Source organism: Psychromonas sp. MME2, assembly GCF_040566515.1.
Lineage (GTDB): Bacteria > Pseudomonadota > Gammaproteobacteria > Enterobacterales > Psychromonadaceae > Psychromonas.
The window spans coordinates 567241-588591 of sequence record NZ_JBEWXI010000002.1 but is presented as its reverse complement, the minus strand read 5'-3'; the positions used below and the strand labels follow the sequence as shown (position 1 = coordinate 588591).

14 protein-coding genes and 1 pseudogene are annotated in these 21351 nt (G+C 40.4%); 4 read left to right on the top strand and 11 right to left on the bottom strand.

Features of this window, described 5'->3' with window-relative positions; translation table 11 throughout:
• Positions 1–20: 20 nt before the first annotated feature.
• The 11 genes and pseudogenes from galK to AB1A03_RS03030 all read right to left on the bottom strand — a co-directional run bounded on the left by galK (position 21) and on the right by AB1A03_RS03030 (position 16859).
• Complete coding sequence (gene galK / locus AB1A03_RS03080; protein WP_354623114.1) at positions 21–1178, bottom strand: galactokinase; 1158 nt, start codon at positions 1176–1178, stop codon at positions 21–23.
• Positions 1179–1192: 14 nt separating this feature from the next.
• Positions 1193–2245, bottom strand: a pseudogene (locus tag AB1A03_RS03075) (UDP-glucose--hexose-1-phosphate uridylyltransferase).
• Positions 2246–2307: 62 nt separating this feature from the next.
• A complete protein-coding gene (gene galE, locus AB1A03_RS03070) occupies positions 2308–3330 on the bottom strand; it encodes a UDP-glucose 4-epimerase GalE (protein WP_354623112.1) in 1023 nt (340 codons plus the stop codon).
• 476 nt (positions 3331–3806) lie between these two features.
• Positions 3807–4913: a GGDEF domain-containing protein gene (locus tag AB1A03_RS03065; protein ID WP_354623111.1), complete on the bottom strand. Its 1107-nt coding sequence runs from the start codon at positions 4911–4913 to the stop codon at positions 3807–3809.
• 281 nt (positions 4914–5194) lie between these two features.
• On the bottom strand, positions 5195–7369 hold the full coding sequence (gene katG / locus AB1A03_RS03060) for a catalase/peroxidase HPI (protein WP_354623110.1): 2175 nt from the start codon (positions 7367–7369) through the stop codon (positions 5195–5197).
• Positions 7370–7882: 513 nt separating this feature from the next.
• Entirely contained in the window at positions 7883–9160 is a 1278-nt protein-coding gene (gene paeA / locus AB1A03_RS03055) for a polyamine export protein PaeA (protein WP_354623108.1), read from the bottom strand.
• Between the two features lie 568 nt (positions 9161–9728).
• Entirely contained in the window at positions 9729–11039 is a 1311-nt protein-coding gene (locus AB1A03_RS03050; protein ID WP_354623107.1) for a GGDEF domain-containing protein, read from the bottom strand.
• 298 nt (positions 11040–11337) lie between these two features.
• Positions 11338–13134, bottom strand: a complete 1797-nt coding sequence (locus AB1A03_RS03045; RefSeq protein WP_354623106.1) for a methyl-accepting chemotaxis protein — start codon at positions 13132–13134, stop codon at positions 11338–11340.
• A gap of 209 nt (positions 13135–13343) precedes the next feature.
• A complete protein-coding gene (locus tag AB1A03_RS03040) occupies positions 13344–14351 on the bottom strand; it encodes an Ldh family oxidoreductase (RefSeq protein WP_354623105.1) in 1008 nt (335 codons plus the stop codon).
• Between the two features lie 10 nt (positions 14352–14361).
• A complete protein-coding gene (locus AB1A03_RS03035) occupies positions 14362–15384 on the bottom strand; it encodes a zinc-binding alcohol dehydrogenase family protein (RefSeq protein WP_354623104.1) in 1023 nt (340 codons plus the stop codon).
• 14 nt (positions 15385–15398) lie between these two features.
• Complete coding sequence (locus AB1A03_RS03030; protein WP_354623103.1) at positions 15399–16859, bottom strand: mannitol dehydrogenase family protein; 1461 nt, start codon at positions 16857–16859, stop codon at positions 15399–15401.
• 379 nt (positions 16860–17238) lie between these two features.
• Between AB1A03_RS03030 and AB1A03_RS03025 the strand changes: the two genes are divergently transcribed.
• From AB1A03_RS03025 to AB1A03_RS03010, 4 genes are all read left to right on the top strand, one after another.
• Positions 17239–18210, top strand: coding sequence for a sugar kinase (locus AB1A03_RS03025; protein ID WP_354623102.1), 972 nt, complete (start codon positions 17239–17241; stop codon positions 18208–18210).
• A 12-nt stretch (positions 18211–18222) separates the two neighbouring features.
• A complete protein-coding gene (locus AB1A03_RS03020) occupies positions 18223–18849 on the top strand; it encodes a bifunctional 4-hydroxy-2-oxoglutarate aldolase/2-dehydro-3-deoxy-phosphogluconate aldolase (RefSeq protein ID WP_354623101.1) in 627 nt (208 codons plus the stop codon).
• Positions 18850–18861: 12 nt separating this feature from the next.
• Entirely contained in the window at positions 18862–19950 is a 1089-nt protein-coding gene (locus AB1A03_RS03015) for a 3,6-anhydro-alpha-L-galactonate cycloisomerase (protein ID WP_354623100.1), read from the top strand.
• 377 nt (positions 19951–20327) lie between these two features.
• Positions 20328–21098, top strand: a complete 771-nt coding sequence (locus AB1A03_RS03010; protein ID WP_354623098.1) for an IclR family transcriptional regulator — start codon at positions 20328–20330, stop codon at positions 21096–21098.
• The last annotated feature ends 253 nt before the right edge of the window (positions 21099–21351 follow it).

Sequence of the window (21351 nt, the reverse complement as noted above, 5' to 3'; positions counted from 1 at the left end):
TAATCTAACCTTATTATTTATTAGATATTACCCGCACCATCTTGTGGCGTGCAGATATAAATCGATTCTTTAATACCTGTTTTTGCTTCATATTTAGCTTCAATGAGCGCTTTTGCCTGAGCAACCATATCAGAAGGCATTAACGCAACACAGCAGCCACCAAAGCCCCCCCCAGTCATGCGAACACCACCTTTAGAGCCGAGAAAATCAGCTAATACTTCTACAATATAGTCAATTTCTGGTACCGTAATTTCAAAGTCATCTCGCATAGAAGCGTGTGATGCGTACATATATTCACCCACTTTATGCAAATCCCCTGCGATTAAAGCATCGGCACAAGCAACTGTACGATCAATTTCAGAAATAACATGATGCGCACGTTTATAAACATCAGAACCTTTTTCAATAGTCGAGGCATCTAATTCAGCCAAGGTCGCATCACGTAAAGCAGCCTTACCAAGAATGTGAGCAGCTTCTTCACATTGTTTACGCAATGCATTATATGCTCCATCCACTAAGCTATGGGTCACATTAGAATTAATGATCATAATGCTGATATTATCTGGAATACTCACAGCTTTTGTCTCTAAGCTGCGGCAATCAAGAAGAAGAGCATGGTTCTTCTCACCACAAGCGGAGATCATCTGATCCATAATACCGCAGTTACATCCTGCAAAGTTATGTTCAGAGGCTTGACCAATAAGTGCCAACTCTGATTGCGCAACCTCTAAATCATACAATGCCTTCATTGCTTGCCCAGTTACCACTTCAAGTGCAGCGGATGAACTAAGACCAGAGCCAAGTGGAACATTACCTGTGATCGCGATATCCGCACCGCCGACAACATAGCCCTTTTCTTTTAAGAAATGGACCACACCGCGCATATAATTAGCCCAGAGTTTATCATTGGTCGGCTTAATCGGCTCATTCAGAGAAAATGAATCCTGCACATTGTCATAATCGACAGAGATCAAACGGACAATACCGTCAGAACGTTTAGCACAAGCAACAACCGCTTGGTAATTAATCGCACAAGGCATCACAAAACCATCGTTATAATCCGTATGTTCACCGATCAAGTTAACGCGACCAGGCGCCTGTACAAAGGTTGTTGCCTGATAACCACATACATCTTTAAATGCCTTTGCAGCTCGTAACTTCAATTCATTCGTTGACATGGTGTCGTTCCTCGTTATTGTTCTTTATAGTGAATATCGCTTACATCACGTAATTTTTGTGCAGCTTGCTCTGCCGTAAGATCTCGTTGAGATTCAGCAAGCATTTCATACCCCACCATAAATTTACGTACAGAGGCAGAACGCAACAATGGCGGATAGAAAATAGCATGTAATTGCCAGTGGTCAATATCAGTCCCCTGTTCAAAAAATGGTGCATAATGCCATCCCATGGAATAAGGAAATGAACAGTTAAATAAATTATCGTAACGACTCGTGAGTTTTTTAATTGCTAGCGCTAAATCATCACGCTAATCTTGGGTCAACTCACTCATACGACGAATATGCGTTTTCGGTAATAATATGGTTTCAAACGGCCAAGCGGCCCAGTAAGGAACAACTGCAAGCCAATGTTCGGTTTCAACAACCGTACGCTCTCCATCTTTTAATTCAGCCTGTACGTAATCAAGCAGCAAATTTGAACCGTGTTGTTCATAATAAGCTTTAAGAAGCTGCTCTTTACGTTCAATTTCATTAGGTAAAAAGCTATTTGCCCAAATTTGACCATGCGGATGAGGCTGTGAGCACCCCATTGTTGCACCTTTGTTTTCAAAGGCTTGTACCCATACATAGGTTTTGCCAAGCTCTTCAATTTGATCATTCCAAGTATCAATCACGCCACGGATCTTATCCAACGGTAACTCTGGCAGTGTTTTACTGTGATCTGGTGAAAAACAGATAACACGACTTAAACCACGAACACCTTGTGTTTTAAATAGTGGATTGCTCGACATGGGGGCGTCTGGCGAGTCCGGCATTAATGCACCGAAATCATTGGTAAAAACATAAGTACCTGCATAACCAGGATTTTTATCACCAGAGATACGCGTATTGGTTGGACACAAAAAACATTCAGCGTCATAACTCGGTAACTCTTCTGTCGAGGGAGTCTCGTCTTGACCACTCCAAGGGCGCTTCGCACGATGCGGTGAAACTAAAATCCATTGCCCCGTTAACGGGTTATAACGGCGGTGTGGATGATCAATCGGGTTAAACGTAACTTCAGACATAGTATTCTCTTCTATTTGCAAGCCCATATACAATGGGCTTTATTCATCATAATGTTAAAATATTATTGAGGATCGGGATAACCCTGCGGATTTCGCGACTGCCAACGCCAAGTATCAGCACTCATATCGTCAATAGTTCGGCTCGCTTTCCAACCAAGATCCTTTTCAGCTTTATCGGTACTTGCCCAACACTGTGCAATATCACCGCTTCGGCGTGGACAAATTTTATAAGGAACAGGATTACCCGACGCATTTGCAAAGGCATTCACCATCTCAAGCACGCTACTTCCTTTGCCCGTACCTAAATTGTAAATATGTAATCCTGCTTTTTGTCCCACTTTTTGTAACGCTGCAATATGACCATCGGCTAAATCCATCACGTGAATATAATCACGTACGCCAGTCCCATCGGGCGTGTTATAATCATTACCAAAAACAGCTAATGATTCACGACGACCAACCGCCACTTGAGCAATAAAAGGCATTAAGTTATTAGGGATACCTTGTGGATCTTCTCCCATAGTGCCTGATGGATGCGCACCAACCGGATTAAAGTAACGCAATAATGTAATGCTCCAATCGGGTTCAGCAACAAGCAAATCAGATAAACATTGTTCAACGATATATTTACTGCGGCCGTATGGATTTGTTGTCGCACCTGTTGGCGAGCTTTCTGTAATAGGTACTACTTCAGGGTCACCATAAACAGTGGCAGAGGAACTAAATACTAAGCTTTTTACACCAGCCTTGGCCATTGCTCGCGCTAACACCAACGAACCATTGACATTATTGTCGTAATAGGAAAGCGGCATTACCATCGATTCACCCACCGCTTTAAGACCCGCAAAATGGATCACAGACTGGATTTGATGCTGCGAAAAAATATCTGTCAAGAATGCTTCATCGCGGATGTCCCCTTGATAAAAAGCAGGCTTGACGCCTGTTAACTCCTCGATACGATCTAATACGGCTAACTTAGCATTGCATAAGTTATCGACAATAATGGGCTCAATGCCAGCTAAGATCATCTGTACACAAGTATGACTACCGATATATCCCATACCACCTGTCACTAATACTTTCATAACTCTATCACCTTGTTTTATCCGAAATAAGCACTTTGCTGCTCTACTAACAGCACGGCTACCAAGATATGACTATACATAACTGTAAACGTTTACACAATACTGTAGTGATAAAATTTTCATGTATTTATTGATGCGATAATGCATTCCTCAATAGCTAAATAAATCAACCCCTTAATTATATCAATCCAGATAATATTGGTAGTCATAGCTTGTAGAGAAAAAATAAGGGAGAGTAAGGTGCAGGATTGAGTAATAGCCGGCTATTACGATTGAATGCAACGCAGCGATGTATTGACTTCAGTAACGAGAAAATTTGCTGTAATCCTACTTTCGTAAAAAGTTACGGCTAGGGAAGGTTTTCTTATTTTCATGATTTATTGGGTTAGAAAAGTACAGCTATGGGCTATGAATATGACGCTTATTGAGGCGCGCTAAAACAGATAAACAGTGCATCATGCATGATAACAGCGTTTTTATCCTGTCGATCTCACGCAATTTTTCCCGGCCTTTTTAGCTGCATATACGCCTTTATCAGCGACCTTGATAAGATCTTCATATTGCAGCATATCGGGCGTTCGACAAGCAACCCCAACGCTCATGCTGCCATGCCAAGGTTTGCCGCCTGTTACAACGCAAAGCTTAGCAATCGCTTTACGGGCTAACTCCGCAATATGCATACCACTTTCTTTATCGGTATTGGGACAGATAATTAAAAATTCATCCCCACCGAGACGACAGACAAGATCATCAGTTCGAAAAGTATCACGCAACGTTTTAGCCAGCTCTTTCAACACTAAATCGCCAGCATCATGCCCATAGCTATCATTAACCTCTTTGAAGTGATCTGCATCGATCATAATACAGATTAAGGGGGAGTTATTTGCTAATGATTTATTCCAACAACTCGCAAGAAAACGCATCGCGTGACGGCGATTAGGTAATCCAGTTAACACATCGGTTAAGGACATTTCTTCAAGGTATTGGTTTGCCTTATAAAGCTCTTCGGTACGTAATGCTACTTTTTCTTCCAGAGACGCATTCAATTTTTTAAGCTGTTTGTTACGCATGGAGACAAGATCAAGCAAGCCATCAAGCGCCTCCATCAAAGGTTCCATGGATCTATTTTTTTCTTGCTGTAATGAATCGTATGCAGCCAGAGGAGTCACTCCTGATTTAATGGCATGGATCTGTTTAGCCATATCCTGATCCTTACCAAGGATATGGTAGACGAGCCAATGAGTCAGAAATTTAAAAAAAGATTTTGCTTGATCAAGGTCATCGATAGATATACTGGAATAAATTGAAGATACTTCCTCAAGAAAGCCTCTATGGACATCAATATGACTACTCAAGTGACGAGGATCAACATGAATTTCAGCCATTAACTTTTCTTCTTTGTGAAAATGATATACCGCGTAATCTGATAACTGATGGTATAGGCGATCAACATCATCAATATGAACTTGGTTTTCAGATAGCAGCCGGCCAAACTGATTAATTAAATTAACAAGGTGATGATGCTGTTCATCAACCTCATCTAACCCAGTTTCAAAATATTGCCCCCAATTAAATGAATCCATGATACTTATCTCTACCTTGAGTATTAAAATATTGTGCGCCTAATGTGCAGATTAATTTACGCTTGCTCGATATTCAATGAATTAATCGCTAATTGCTGATGCTGGTCAATTAATTAGATATTTCGCGCAGCCTATCTCGACAAACTCCCAGACTACGATGCTCTGCACTATGGGAGAGTGCCGACTTGGCGTTATAAGACTCAAAAGTAAATAACAATCAACTCAGCTCTGGTATACGAGCTCGCACCAGACTTGAGGTAACATGAATATAAAGCATAAAACTACAGTAAATCGAAGCGATCGGCATTCATCACTTTGACCCATGCCTTAATAAAATCCCTGGCAAATTTTTCTTGGTTATCATCCTGCGCATAACATTCAGCATAGGCACGCAGTATCGAATTTGAGCCAAAAACAAGATCAACACGTGTCGCCGTCCACTTTACTTTTCCCGTATCACGTTCACAGATTTCATAAAGGTTATTTGCAACGGGCTTCCAGCTATAGCGCATATCCGTTAAATTCACTAAAAAGTCATTGCTCAGGACGCCAACTCGATCAGTTAACACACCATGTTGGCTACCACCATAGTTAGCCCCAAGAACACGCAAACCACTAATCAACACTGTCATTTCAGGCGCAGTTAATCCCATCAATTGGGTTCGATCAAGTAGTAACTCTTCAGCACTCACGGAGTAATCCTGCTTAAGCCAATTGCGATAACCATCATGAATAGGTTCTAAATCGGCGAAAGAGACCGCATCGGTCATATCCTGTGAAGCATCACCACGTCCCGGTGAAAATGGCACGCTAATCGTAAAACCTGCCGCTTTGGCCGCCTGCTCTATAGCAACATTACCAGCTAAGACAATAATATCTGCGACACTCGCACCGACATCACTAGCTATTCCCTCACAAACAGCAAGCACCTTAGACAAACGCTCTGGTTCATTACCTAGCCAATCTTTTTGGGGAGCCAGACGAATACGCGCACCATTAGCACCGCCCCGTCTATCAGAACCGCGGAATGTTCTCGCGCTATCCCAAGCCGTCGCGACAAGTTCAGCAATACTTAAACCACTGGCGACAATTTTATCTTTGGCGACTTGAAGATCATAATTACATACTCCCTGAGGAATGGGATCTTGCCATAGTAAATCTTCCGCTGGCACATCGGGCCCGATATAACAGTTTTTTGGCCCCATATCGCGATGGGTTAATTTGAACCATGCGTGAGCAAAAGTTTGCGAAAAATAGTCGGGATCGTTATAAAAACGCTCCGCTATTTTACGATAAGCTGGATCCATCTTCATTGCCATATCAGCATCAGTCATGATCGGATTATGACGAATTGCAGGATCTTCAACATCGACCGTCTTATCTTCTTCTTTTATATCGATAGGTTCCCACTGCCATGCCCCAGCGGGACTTTTTTGCAGTTGCCATTCATAGTTAAGTAACAACGAGAAGTAACCATTATCCCACTGCGTTGGATGCGTCGTCCATGCCCCCTCTAAACCACTCGATATCGTATCCCGCCCCACGCCCCGTTTCGTTTTATTATTCCAACCTAACCCCTGCTCTGCAATATCAGCACCTTCCGGTGCACCACCTAATTGAGCGGCATCACCATTGCCGTGGCATTTACCGACAGTATGCCCACCAGCGGTCAAGGCTACGGTCTCTTCATCATTCATCGCCATACGTTGAAAAGTAACGCGTACATCATGCGCTGTTTTTAACGGATCAGGATGACCATCAACCCCTTCCGGATTAACATAAATCAACCCCATCATTACCGCCGCTAAGGGATTTTCGAGATCCCGCTCTCCAGAATAACGACTCCCTTCACTGCCGCTTGGTGCTAACCATTGTTTTTCCGAACCCCAATAAATATCTTTCTCAGGATGCCAAATATCCTCGCGTCCAAAGCCAAAACCAAAGGTTTTTAGCCCCATAGACTCATAGGCAATCGTGCCCGCATAGGCAATCAGATCTGCCCAGCTAAGTTTGTTACCATACTTTCTCTTAATCGGCCAAAGCAAGCGGCGCGCCTTATCAAGATTGACATTATCCGGCCAAGAGTTGAGCGGCGCAAAACGTTGGTTACCCGTGCTAGCACCACCTCGCCCATCGGCGGTACGATAGGTACCCGCAGCATGCCAAGACATACGAATCATTAAACCACCGTAGTGTCCCCAGTCTGCAGGCCACCACGCTTGAGTATCGGTCATTAAGGCAAGCATATCCCACTTCAGGGCAGCAACATCAAGCCTTTTAACCGCTTCCTGATAATTAAAATCGGCCTCCATTGGATTCGTTTTACGGTCATGTTGATGCAAAATATCGAGGTTTAAAGCTTTTGGCCACCACGCCATATTTGACATACTACTCTCAGTTGCACCACCGTGCATCACTGGACATTTACCAGCGCTGTTTGTGCTCTTTTCAGCCATATTTAAACTTCCTCTCATAAATTGAAATTCATACCGCAGTGAGATCGGTATATAAATTAAATATACATAACTGATATTAGTTCGCTTTACTATTAATGCGTAACTGAAGCAGAACAGCGGAACTGTATAACGTTGTACGAATGTGAAATTGCCTAGTAAAACGAGCTGGGTGAATATGAGAAAGTAATAGGCAGCGAGCGGATAGCGATGAAACTAATATCATTACAGAGAATATTATGGTCATCGCTTATTAAGGAAAGATGAAGCAGAGCAAGGCGTAACATGAGGTAATTGTTATTCACTTTTTGAATGTTACAACGCTGCACTGGTTTTCGAGGTAGTACCCAGTAGGGCAAGGAAAATAGCACCAATCTGCTTTGTTATAAAATATCTATGTAGAATCACTATACTTCTATTTTATGCCTCACATCTCGGTATGCTTTTTCTTGCTGACTTTGCATCTTGAAGTATCATGGGTTACAACGTCGCCAGCGATGATGTAAACCCACAAAATCATCCCAATCGCGTCACCAAAACCTGCTCCACACGCACCCCCTCAAGGTCTAACACTTCAAACTTATAGCCCTGATAAATAAAATTATCGGTTCGTTTGGGTAACCGTTTTAGCTGATAAATCATAAAACCGGCAATGGTTTCGTATTGATTACGATCAGGAAAATCCTCAATATCCAAACTGCGCATGACATCGTTAATTGGCGTTAGTCCCTCAATAAGCCAAGAATCAGCATCCCTTTGCACAATCTGCTCTTCATCCTGAGGAGTGATCAATTCCCCCATAAAGCTGCTCAACAAGTCTTTGACCGTCACAATGCCAACCACTGTCGCATACTCATTAACGATCACTGCAAAGGGCTGCGTTGCAATTTTAAATGCATTGAGCGCTTCAGAAAGCGTCAATGTTTCAGGTAGGTAAAATAGATCCTTATCAACTTGGGTTGGATTAATCTGCGCCAACTCCCCCTTTAGCACCAAACGTAATATCTCTTTAGACTCAATGCTCCCCTGAATTTTATCCAAACTGCCATCACAAACCAAAAAGTCATTATGTGGATGGTCAATAATTTTTTGGCTAATATCACTACTACTATCATCCAAATCAAAATAAATAATTTGGTCTCGCGGCGTCATCGCGCTAGCGATAGTCCGTGACTCTAAATCAAACACATTACCAATCAATTGGTACTCCTGCTTTTGCAGACTACCATCCTCTGCGCCCGCATCCATCATCGCAACAATATCTTCAGTCGTGACGAGCTCACTACGCTCCGTTGGTACATTAAAAATACGTAAAATAATATTAGTTAAACCATTAAAGAGAAAGACCGCCGGCATTAATAAAAAAGTGATCCAATGCATGATTGATATAACCCGCAACGCCACGGTTTCCGGCATAATAATCGCTAACCGTTTCGGCAGCAGGTCAGCAAATAGAATAAACAAAGATGTCAGGCAGAGAAATGAAAGCAAAAAACTAATTTTATCGAGTAAGGCACCGTCATAAAAAAAACTAATCAATTCGCGGGTATATGGCGTCAATGCCTGCTCACCGACAATACCACCAAGAATAGAGGTCGCATTCAAGGCAATTTGAATCATGGCAAAAAAATTACCCGGCTGCTGCTGCAGTTTAATCACCTCTAACGCTTTAAGATTACCCTCTTCAGCCATCACCCTTAGTTTAATTTTTCTGGATGCTGATATTGCGATCTCAGACATGGCAAACAGCGCGCCGGCAATGATCAGTAAACCAATACTTAATATATCACTCATTTTTTTTACCCTGTTATAACGTTCAAGTGCTTCTTTGAATACTTCACTAAGATCAATAAAATACGGCAGAAAACAGATTTGCCCTATTTTTCCCCTAAAAGCGAGCGCATTATATCTCCAGATGCTTTGTCAGCTGCTCACTCACAGACCAGACTAAAGCGTAACCGGAGGTAATTGTCAGCCTCTTTTCGGGGGGGGGGATAACATATCGATGTAGCATACGCTAATTCTATTTTATGCCTAGTATCTCGGCACGTTTTTTACTGACTTTACCTATTGAAGATAGAATGAAATAAAAATTGAAGCACACTTATTAACGTAAACAGAGTTGCTAATACCAATTCCGATAAATAGCTGATCTATTTTACTGGTTAAAACAACTTACTGCTGCGTTGTAATTTTCGCAAAGGGAATAACCATTTACGTCAAATTACGCCTTGAATTAAGCTGTTTTTCCTACGCAAAATTTGGATCACATACTTACCGGAGTTGGTATAACTAAAAATAAACGCCTAATGGTAACAATTAAGCTAAGCAAAAAAGTATCGCAACCTTTCCTTAAACTAGCTTAAATCTCATGCTGCATTACAACCCGATTACGTCCACTCTCTTTGGCTTTATACATAGCCAAATCAGCCGATTCAAACAGGGCAATAATACTATGCGATTGTTTCAGTTGAGATTCAGCAACACCAAAACTACAAGTAACGGGTTGTTCTTTAATCAGGTTCGCCTCACTCACCTTTTTACATAAATGGTTGGCAATAGCAACGGCATTATGAATTGTTGTATTAGGGCATAAAATCAAAAACTCTTCACCACCCCAGCGCGCAAAATGGTCGCTTTCTCTAATCGTGTTTTTAATTAACTGCGCTAAATTACGTAAAACGTCATCACCAACTTTATGACCATAGTTATCATTTATTTGTTTAAAATGGTCAATGTCAAATAGGATTAACGAACAATTATCCTCCGATGAATTTTGCAATTTTTGTAAAAGGTCACGCGTACCGGCTCGATTAGCGATCCCCGTTAACAGATCTGTTTTCGATAACGTTTCAAATTTATTTTTTTCGATACGTAATAATTTATTAATCTGCGTCAACTCTTTAGTCTGCAGCCGCTTTAAAGTTAAATTTTTATTTAATTGGTAAAGCCGATAAGTGGCATGAATAAAAATCATGGTTATCCAACAGATCAGCAAGCCCAAATACAAGGTGTAACTACTAATCCATTTACCGACAAATTGCGCTTTGTATAACGTAATATCAATACTACGACTTAGCGTGCTATCACCCGTTGTTATTCTGAATCCTGTCACATTACGTAAATTGCTTTGGGCATCCACCCCGGTGACTTTATTTTGTAGAATCCACCACGATGGAACAAAAAAGCTCTGCAAAGGTAAGTTATAAAGCTGCTTAGATGACGAAGGTAAAATAACCTGCATGTTGCTCTTTATACGAGAAATAGTCGAATCGTTTCCATTAAACTCGCTATTTTCTAAGTAAATTAACAAGGTATCTTGCTCACTAGATTGATGGTCAATCAAAAGCGACAAATGGTCAAACTGGCTAAGATCAATACCATGGTTAGGATCAGCTCCAATGGAAATATCTAAACTACAAAATGCAAAAGTATTAGAAGGCGTTATTTGACAATGCTGCTTTATGATATTTTCAGCGACTAATATAGCACTTTCTGACCGTCCACCATTTATATGGTCGCCTCCTGTCGCTATTTTAGCGGCAGGACTTGGATAGATATTGACCCTGTGGTTCATTCCCCAGTACTGCCACATAATTAACACGGCAGAAATGACCGCCATAGAAAAATAGAATCGTTCAATTATACGATAATTAATTTTAGAGATATCCATTTCGTTGCCCAAGTCCTAAAAATACCAACGGGCTGATGGTAATACAGTTATTGTAGAAGCACTAACAGGTAGCAAAATTACTGTGAGCCATACCCCTCTCGTATCAATTTGGACGCGTCTTACAACAGCAATCACCACGAGCGAGAGGCAAGGATGCTGAACAGGATGAGACACAAAGATGTGCCATTCCACCAACCTATATCAGCATATCTGAACTGCCTGTGGGCAGTGAACCTCAGGCGCTGTGAAAAGTAATAATTTGATGCTTCATTAACCAGATCTCTAGTTAATAAAACTATTATTGTAATTTAAATTGGTTAACGAGTTTACCTAATGCGTCATTAGTTTCAGATAGGTGTCTCATCTTACCAACCGCTGACTCACTATCATTATCTAAGCGTAAAACCATATCCTGCATAACAGACATATTCTGATCAATTTCCCCACTTACTTCACGTTGCTCATTTGCCGATTGTGATATCTGCTCGTTAAGCTCAGAGATAGTAGCAACCGATTGAATGACAACATCCAAAGACTCATGAATTTTGTTAGTATTAGATGAAGTATTAAGGCATCTTGCACGTGTTTCATCTAATGCATTAACGACTTTACTACTGCCACTTTGTAACTGATTTAACATCGCAGTGATCTCAGCAGTGCTTTTTTGCGTCCGCGCAGCCAGCGCCCTAACTTCATCCGCAACAACAGCGAAACCTCGCCCTTGCTCACCGGCACGAGCCGCTTCAATCGCTGCATTTAATGCTAATAGGTTGGTTTGCTCTGCAATAGCACCGATAACGTTAAGCACGATGCCTATTTGGTCAACATCTGTCACCATCACATTAATGGACTCGGCCATTTTATCAAACTCGGAAGTCAAGTCATCAACGCTATTGACCGCCTCTTCCACAATCTGTTTGCTGTTTTTTGTCGCATTAAGTGCTGTGCCTGTTTGTTTAACTGCATTATCTGCATTTGCAGCAACGGTACTTGCGGTCGTACTCATCTCTGTGATTGCAGTGACAGCTAATTCTATCTCTTTATTATGGCTATTTGTTAACGCTTTATTCGCCGTTGTTTGTGCTTGAAGTTCATCAATCTCCTGAGTGGATTTCAGACTTGAATCACGCACCTCTAGCATCATAGATTGTAAGCGTGCAACAAAATTATTTACTCCCTTTGATATTCTGCCAATATCGTCATTGGTTTTACTATTAAGGCGCATCGTTAGGTCCGCATCCCCTTGCCCAAGATCTTCAATTAATTCACGCAGAGCGACAATAGGTCTGTAGGTAAACATTATAATCAACAAACCCAAACACATGATAAATAAACCAAAACCAAGTGTTACTATGCTAATTTTATTATTAAGTGACGCGGTATGGTTTTCGATATAGCTATTATCAATATAACCAATTATTTGCCATTTTTTACCCGCTATATCAACCTCTCTACCGAACTTAATAACATCAGTTGCCTCTTTATTGCTATAGATAACTTGGTTTAAATTATCAACCAACTCTAAAAAACTACCTTCCGTTTCAATCTGTTTAAAGCCATCAATCAAAGAGGTTAAATCAACAATAAAAATATCAACACCACCGGTACTGTCTATTGACGCTTTCGCAATCGAGATAAGTGGCTTTTGTTGTTCGTAATAGACATCACTAATATAAGTTTTACTTCCTTCAATTTTATTAGCAAGTGTTAAATATTTTTGCTGTGTTTCGTCAGTGTACTGAACAAAAGTAGGAGGCTCTCCTGCGATATAATCAACGTTACGATCAGGTGTAAAAACCGAACCATATACCACTTTACTTACGCTATAAAACCCACTGATATCTAATACTTGTGCTAAATTTGCGAGGTTTAGTGGAATGCTATCAGCAAGTTTTATATTAGACGCAAGTTCACTTTCAACGCGGTTAGAGATGAGGAAAATTTGTGACTCAATCTGTTTCAAATCGGTATTAACGAGCTCCTGACCGATAAAATAGCGGGCACTTAAAAAAGAAACGGCTGTTGAACTGAGCAACAGAATAATCATAACTGAAATTATTTTAGCTTTAAAAGACAGCTGCTGTAATACATTCATTCAAAAATATCCTTACCTATATTTAGTGACTTAAATACAATAAAAAGTCCAACCAATACCATTAAATTTAACCACAACAATACCACATAGGTTAACCAATTAATCATTCATACATCTCATAATCTAAAATTTACGCCTTAAATAAAGCCAAAAAGCCCACTTTAATTTACATTAAAAGTGGGCTTTTTATCAAAAAACAGGATGAAACATTAACTCATTAAATACTCGTAAACACCATCAGCAACAGGGATACCTTCGACCAAGCATTTAGCTTTATACGCTACTTGTGGATCATTTGGCGCCATCACTTTATCTACACCAGGAACAGGTTTTACCGCACGTAATTCATTGATCATTGCACCAATTGCAAAAGAGAATAGTGGGTTACCTAATTTTTCAGGGCTGATAACAATAACAAGACTTGCTAATTTACGCATTTTCTCATAATCACCATACATACGGTTAATATGGTTACTCATGTTAGCCCCCATCAATCCGCCTGTTAACGCATCAATAGAGAGTGCGAGGCCTGATCCTTTATGGCCACCGAACGTTAATAAGTTCTCAACTTTGTGTGGATCCGTTGTGCCATTGCCATCTTTATCAATCGCAAGGCCTTCTCCAATTTGTTGCCCAGTTTCTTTAGCATGAAGTAATTTACCAAATGCAGTGGCACTTGTTGCCATATCGACAATCATCGGGTGAGAATCTTTAACTGGGAAACCAAATGCAATTGGATTAGTCCCTAAAAAGCGTTCAGCGCCACCATATGGTGCAACACAAGTATCTGTCTGCGTCATTGCTATCGCAATCATACCTTCACTTGTAGCTTGCTCCATAAAGTAAGATAACGCACCACAGTGCGAAGTGTTTTTAACACTCACAAAGCCTAAACCTGTCTCAGCAGCCATTTTAATGCCGTGTTTGGTTGCAGCAATAAGACCTGAATGCCCCATACCATCATCTGAATCAAGTACAGCAACAGAAGGTGATATTTGTTCGATTGAAAATTTAGCTTCTTTATTTAATCCGCCCATCGCAAGACGATGACAGTAATGCTCTACACGCATAACCCCATGAGAATGCACACCTGTTAAATCAGCGTGAACTAATACATCAACAACTTCAGCAGCGGTTGCTTCATCAAGTCCAGCAGCCAATAGTTTAGCTAACGAAAGTTCGCGTAGTTTTTCTTCTTTTACTAATTGAGTCGACATGAATTTATCCTTAAGAATTAAAGTTGATAACGCCTTTTACCAGCGAAAGGTTTTCGACAACATCTTCTTTGTAAGTGAGACCAAAGGTGTCAAAGTCATAGTCTTTATTTTTCATGATCGCTTCACTTATATCACCAGAAGCCATCAATTCAATAACACGTTCAAAATCTTGGCGCGTTGCATTGCGGCTACTTAATAGAGTGGTCTCTTTCTTATGGAATGTCGGATCATCAATAACCAAATCACCAATGTATAAACCGATGAATACCAATTTACCACCATGACGAATCAATTCAACAGCACGGCTCATTGAACCTTTATTACCCGTTGCATCCATTACAACACACGGTAACTCACCGCCAAATGCAGCACGAAGATCAGCAACATAAGAATCTTCTAACGGGTTTAAAGCAGGAATACCAAGTGCTTTTTCAACATGTTCACGACGAGAATCAGTTACATCAGCAACCGCAACCGTCGCCCCTTCCGCTTTAGCAATCGCAGCAGCAGCTAAGCCAATTGGACCAGAACCAACAACAAGCACGTTATTCGTAGATTTAATTTCAGCACGACGCACGGCATGTGCACTGATAGCAAAACATTCAACTAATGCTCCTTGAGAATCAGAAACTGACTCCGGTAACAAAACTAAGTTATCTTCTAGTACCGCTAAGTATTCAGAAAAACCACCATCTTGGTGTACACCATATAGAGAAACATTCTCACAGCAGTTTGTTTTGCCATCTTTACATGCACTACATTTACCACATGGGATACAAGGAATAACTGAATAACGTTTGCCCTTAGTAATTGAGGTAACTGCGCTACCTAACTCAACCACTTCACCTGCAATTTCATGACCTAGTACGCGAGGGTATGAAAAGAATGGTTGACGACCTGCATAAGCGTGAATATCTGTTCCACAAATACCTACGGCACGGGTTTTTAAAAGTACTTCGTTTGCTTCAATTGAAGGCATTTCACGTTCAATGTATTCAATCGAGTTCGGTTCATGACAAATAAGTGTTTTCATATTAAGTAAGCCTTCTATTTGGTTGCTAAAGAATTGATCACTGATTCAATTCCTTGCTCTGTTATGGCATTGAATGCTGTTGTTACCTGCTCAGCAAACAGTGAATTTTTTGCATGCTTGCCAAAGATTTTTTCAATAGCAAAAAGTGCATTGCATTTAGTTTGTAAGTCAGTATCAGCTACAACGATCTCTATAAACGTCTCAGCCATAGGATCAACTAGTGTTTCACCCTTCTGGATTAGCTTAATGACGTAATGCATCCAACCCGCGACTAATACAGGTAAACATGCAGATTTGATCTGACGTTTTTGTAGTTCAATAAACGGATCAACAGCACGCTGAGGCAGTTTTTGAGAACCGTCCATCGCGATTTGTCCAGTTTTATGTTTAATATTGGTATTACTAAAACGGGCAATTAATAAGTTGGCATACTCAGGCAGGTCAACATTTAAGCTAGGGCTCAACGATTTTGCTTGCTCTTCTAGCATCAGGCGCAGTGTTGTAGCTTTTAGAGCTTCATCTTCCATACATTGATAGATGAACTCATAACCAGCAAGGCTGCCGTTATAAGCTAAGAATGAGTGACTACCATTTAACATACGCAGTTTCATCTCTTCATAGGGCAATACATCAGCAACAAACATTGCACCAGCTTTGTCCCAATCTGGGCGACCTGCAACAAAATTATCTTCGATAACCCATTGACGGAAATCTTCAGTCACAACACCACAAGGATCGAGATAATTTGTTTCTTTTTGAATAACTTCGAATTGGTCTGGCGTCATAGCAGGTACGATACGATCCACCATGGTACTAGGAAAACTAACGTTTTCCTCAATCCATGCACCCAGTGATTTATCAACCGCTGATGCAAACGCTAATACTGCATTTTTAGTTAAATGACCGTTTTCAGGAATATTATCGCAAGAGAGGACACTAAATGGCGCTAAACCTTGCTCCTTACGGATACGTAAAGCTTCAGTAATCAAACCAATAGCAGATTGAGGCGCATTACTGTTTTCTAAATCATGTACGATAAGTGAATTCGTAAAGTCTAAAGTACCCGCTTGAGGATCAACACAATAGCCCTTCTCTGTGATAGTCAAAGAAACGATTTTCACTTGCGCTTCACACATTTTTTCTATCGCAGCATTAATACCGTCAACGGGCGTATGAATCGCTTCTGAAACGGTTCTTACTAAACGCGTATGAGTTTCTGTTGCAGATTTTTCGACAACACTAAATAGGTTATTTTGGGCTTTTAAATCATCAATAAGATCCGCAGGACCAAACATATTAATTTCACAGATACCCCATTGAGTATCTGATATATCGTTCGTTAAATCATTGTAAACAGCTTGATGCCCACGATGAAATGCACCAAACCCAATGTGCACAATGTCAGACTTTAAATTTTCTCGAACATATGATGTTTGAGAAGAATAAACAGCGGATCTCATATCCGGATAATTCATATTTACCTACCTTGATTAATTAACCAATAATCATTGTGAACAGTATGTACCAGCTGTATTACACAGCAACTCATTAACACTTTAGGTAATTGTAAACAAAGAACACCAACCAATCAATGGCAAATGGATAACCAATTAAAAGAAAAAATATTAAAAAAAAAATAGTAAAGCAACTAAATGTCAATAAAACAAAGGCTCCTAAGGGGGCAAACCCGCAAACAACCTAGCTTAAAGCAAACTCTATTTTGTGACACTGCTCTACATTCATTGCGCGTTTTGGTTGACCAAATAACATTAGCCACATACTATCTCTAATAGATAGATCTAAAATAAGTTACACATACTATATCAAGTCGTTATTATAAGGTGATAGAGCGTTATGAGCATAAAAGAAACTGTTGAAAATGAAAGTGACGTTTGCCAAATCCTAAGCTTTGGTGAACCAATGTACGAATTCAGTCAAATTAAAGAGGTCAGCGATACGGGAGCCGACTTCTTGAGTGGGTTTGGTGGAGATGCATCTAATTTTGCTATTGCAGCAGCACGCCAAGGTGCAGATGTGGGTATGCTCACTCATCTAGGTTGTGATGAATTTGGACAACGTTTTATCGACCTATGGAAAGAAGAAAAAGTTAATATTTCCAATGTAGTTAGCAATCCAAATGCACATACTGGTGTTTATTTCATTACTCATAACAGTGATGGGCACCACTTCTCTTTTTTACGTAAAGGCTCAGCGGCTAGTCTTATTACAGACAACCAACTCCCAATTGAAGCAATCAAAAAAGCGAAGTTACTGCATGTTACCGCAATCACTCAGGCAATAAGCGCATCAAGTTGCGATGCTGTTTTTGAAGCGATCAAAATTGCAAAAGCAAATGGCACATTGGTTTCATATGATACTAATTTACGATTAAAACTGTGGTCGCTTGAAAGAGCGAAAGGGATCATTAGTCAAACGGCATCAATGGTTGATATCTGCTTCCCAAGCTTAGATGAAGCACAACTATTAACGGGCTTAGAAGATGCAGATGAAATTATAGATCACTACCTAGCGTTAGGTGCAAAAATAGTGGTACTTAAACGAGGCTCTGAAGGCGCAACCGTTGCTGATGCAACACAGCGTTTTAGCATTGCACCACATAAAGTAACACCTGTTGATGCAACAGCAGCAGGCGATTCTTTCGCAGGCTCATTTTGTACTCATTACGTAAATGGTTTAAGTTTACAAGAGTGCTTAAAGCATGCTAATGCAACCGCTTCGATTACCATTACAGGTTATGGCGCAGTAGCACCGCTACCGACTCTACAACAGGTACAAGAAAGAATTAACGAACCCACTTCTAAATAGGATATAAAAATAATGAACCAGTTAAATGAAGCATTACAATCACTTAAAGTGATTCCAGTGATCGCTGTTGATGATGCACAATTGATTCTTCCACTTGGTGAACAGTTAGTTAAAAACGGTCTACCTGTAGCTGAGATCACATTCCGCTCTGATGCAGCTGTTGAAGCTATTCGCTTATTACGTAAGCAATACCCTGATATCTTAATCGGTGCAGGTACAGTTTTAAATGAAGCGCAAGTTATTGCAGCAAAAGAAGCAGGGTCTGACTTTATCGTTTCACCAGGCCTTAACCCAAATACTGTGGCTGCTTGTAAAAAACATAATATTGCCATTATTCCTGGAGTTAATAACCCATCACAAGTTGAACGAGCGATTGAACTTGGCTTAGATACCGTTAAGTTTTTCCCAGCAGAAGCATCTGGTGGCCTACCCATGCTAAAATCACTACTTGCTCCCTACGGGCAAATTAAAGTGATGCCTACGGGTGGTATTAACCCAAAAAATATTAAAGATTATTTAGCACTGCCAGCAGTACTTGCTTGTGGCGGTTCTTGGATGGTTGATCCTGCACTTGTTAAAAGCGGAAATTGGGAAGAGATTGGCCGCCTTATTAACGAAATTGTAACTGACTTAAAATAGGTAGCTAGACAGATGAATACAGCAATCAAAACGATAAAAACGCAGCTATTCAAAATTCCATTAAAAGAGATTTTATCCGATGCAAAACATGGTGATCACGACCATTTTGAACTGATCACAACAACCATCACGCTCGAAGATGGATCACAAGGCACAGGTTATACTTACACGGGTGGTAAAGGTGGTTATGCTATCAAAGCGATGCTTGAACATGATATTCAACCCGCCCTTATCGGTAAAGATGCAACTCAAATAGCTCAGATCTACGATTTCATGGAGTGGCATATTCATTATGTTGGACGTGGCGGTATCTCAAGCTTTGCGATGTCGAGCGTTGATATTGCATTGTGGGACTTAAAAGGTAAGCGCGAAGGTTTACCACTATGGAAAATGGCCGGAGGTAAAAACAATACCTGTAAAGCTTATTGTGGTGGTATTGACCTCTTATTCCCATTAGAGAAACTACTTAAAAATATCCAAGGCTATTTAGATGCTGGATTTAACGCGGTTAAAATTAAAATTGGCCGTGAAAATGCGCAAGAAGATATTGATCGCATCAAAGCGGTTAGAGAGCTAATTGGCCCAGATATTACTTTTATGATCGATGCCAACTACTCACTAACAGTTGACCAAGCAATCTCGCTATCAAAAGCGGTTGAGCAGTACGATATCACTTGGTTTGAAGAGCCAACACTACCAGATGATTATAAAGGTTTTGCAAAAATTGCTGACAACACCTCTATTCCATTAGCGATGGGTGAAAACCTGCATACCATTCACGAATTTGGTTATGCCATGGATCAAGCTAAACTAGGCTTTGCACAACCGGATGCATCAAACTGTGGCGGTATTACAGGTTGGTTACAAGCAGCTAATTTAATTACTGAAAATGAAATTCCCGTTTGTACGCATGGGATGCAAGAGTTGCATGTAAGCCTAGTATCTGCTTTTGATACAGGTTGGTTAGAGGTACATAGCTTCCCTATCGACGAATATACTAAGCGCCCATTAGTAGTAGAAAACTATCGTGCAGTCGCTTCTGACGAGCCTGGTGTTGGCGTAGAATTCGATTGGCAGAAAATAGCGCAATATGAGGTTTAAGCAACGATTTATCTTGCGTTAACAAGATAAAAAGAGCTTCTCCAAAAATCCTTAACACTATTTGGTGTTAAGGATTTTTTTTGGAATATTGAAAAACCTAAAAAATCCTCTCTTATACCAATCCGCATAAGTATCTGATCTATCTTGGTGGTTAAAATAATAGATGGCTGCGTTGCATTCAATCGCAATAGCCTGCTATTACTCAATTATGCGCCTTGCTCTCCAGCATTTTTCCTCAACAAGCCCTGATCACAATATTATGCGGAATGGGATTATTGGTAGCTTAAATATCGCGGCTTTAAACAAAAGTGATTAATTTTGGGTTTTAATGCCAACCTGCTAATATGCAAAAACAATTTAAAACGAACTAAGTAGTGATGGATAAAAAAACACAATCGGCAAGCAAATATGCAGTGCCTGCGCTTGATAAGGGGTTAGATATTCTTGAATATATCGTCACTCAAGAGCAGCCAAAATCACAAACTGAAATTGCGACTGCATTATCCCGTAGCGCGAATGAAATTTATCGAGTGTTAGTTGGACTAGAAGCGCGCGGGTATCTTATTCGGGATGAACTGTCAGGTAAATATAGTGCATCATTAAAAATCTATAACCTATCACGCAGAATATCGCCGCTACACAAAGTGGCAAAATGTGCTTTACCACATATGGAAGACTTTGCTTTTTCAACAGGTCACTCCTGCCATCTAAGCATGCTTTACCAAAGCCAAGCAATGGTCATTTTGCATGCTCGCAGCCATGGCCCTGTTTCCATTAGTATTGCAGAAGGTACGTTGTTCCCTGCCAGTGAAACCGTCTCAGGTCGTATATTACTAGCAAATAGTAATCCTGATGTGCAAGGGATGATTTTAGAGCGAGATGACAAATTTAATCAGATGAACAAAGAGGAAAAAGCAGAATTTCTAGCGCTCATTGATAGTGTTCGAGTAACGGGTATTGACTCAGCGCAAAACGAATTATCGGAAGGCATTAATAATTTTGCAGTGTTGATCGGAAAACCGAATGGATTAGTTGTCGCTTCGTTAACAGTTTCAACATTAAACTCAAATGGGGACGCCCCATCACAGGCATTAATCACTCATGCACAAACTATTGCCAACAAAATATCTGAGCAACTGCAATGTTAAATAAATATATACCAATCCGAATAAGTATCTCCTCTATCTTGTTGGTTAAACTAATAGATAGAGCAGCTATTTATTGAATTGCTATAAGCTCAAAAAAATAGGTACATAATGTAGAGAGTATACCCATGCAACTTATGCTGTAAGGCCAGCAATAAAAGATGAGATGCCGTTAACAATAGGCAAAGCAACTGGAGGTCACATGGATATATGTTTGAACGACCGAAGATTAGTTTTTCTCTCGAGTTAGTAATAG

What these genes read in the sequence shown, in the direction of transcription:
- galK (WP_354623114.1), bottom strand. Translation starts at nt 1,178, where the DNA reads ATGTCAACGAATGAATTGAAGTTACGAGCTGCAAAGGCATTTAAAGAT.
- galE (WP_354623112.1), bottom strand. Translation starts at nt 3,330, where the DNA reads ATGAAAGTATTAGTGACAGGTGGTATGGGATATATCGGTAGTCATACT.
- AB1A03_RS03065 (WP_354623111.1), bottom strand. Translation starts at nt 4,913, where the DNA reads ATGGATTCATTTAATTGGGGGCAATATTTTGAAACTGGGTTAGATGAG.
- katG (WP_354623110.1), bottom strand. Translation starts at nt 7,369, where the DNA reads ATGGCTGAAAAGAGCACAAACAGCGCTGGTAAATGTCCAGTGATGCAC.
- paeA (WP_354623108.1), bottom strand. Translation starts at nt 9,160, where the DNA reads ATGAGTGATATATTAAGTATTGGTTTACTGATCATTGCCGGCGCGCTG.
- AB1A03_RS03050 (WP_354623107.1), bottom strand. Translation starts at nt 11,039, where the DNA reads ATGGATATCTCTAAAATTAATTATCGTATAATTGAACGATTCTATTTT.
- AB1A03_RS03045 (WP_354623106.1), bottom strand. Translation starts at nt 13,134, where the DNA reads ATGAATGTATTACAGCAGCTGTCTTTTAAAGCTAAAATAATTTCAGTT.
- AB1A03_RS03040 (WP_354623105.1), bottom strand. Translation starts at nt 14,351, where the DNA reads ATGTCGACTCAATTAGTAAAAGAAGAAAAACTACGCGAACTTTCGTTA.
- AB1A03_RS03035 (WP_354623104.1), bottom strand. Translation starts at nt 15,384, where the DNA reads ATGAAAACACTTATTTGTCATGAACCGAACTCGATTGAATACATTGAA.
- AB1A03_RS03030 (WP_354623103.1), bottom strand. Translation starts at nt 16,859, where the DNA reads ATGAATTATCCGGATATGAGATCCGCTGTTTATTCTTCTCAAACATCA.
- AB1A03_RS03025 (WP_354623102.1), top strand. Translation starts at nt 17,239, where the DNA reads ATGAGCATAAAAGAAACTGTTGAAAATGAAAGTGACGTTTGCCAAATC.
- AB1A03_RS03020 (WP_354623101.1), top strand. Translation starts at nt 18,223, where the DNA reads ATGAACCAGTTAAATGAAGCATTACAATCACTTAAAGTGATTCCAGTG.
- AB1A03_RS03015 (WP_354623100.1), top strand. Translation starts at nt 18,862, where the DNA reads ATGAATACAGCAATCAAAACGATAAAAACGCAGCTATTCAAAATTCCA.
- AB1A03_RS03010 (WP_354623098.1), top strand. Translation starts at nt 20,328, where the DNA reads ATGGATAAAAAAACACAATCGGCAAGCAAATATGCAGTGCCTGCGCTT.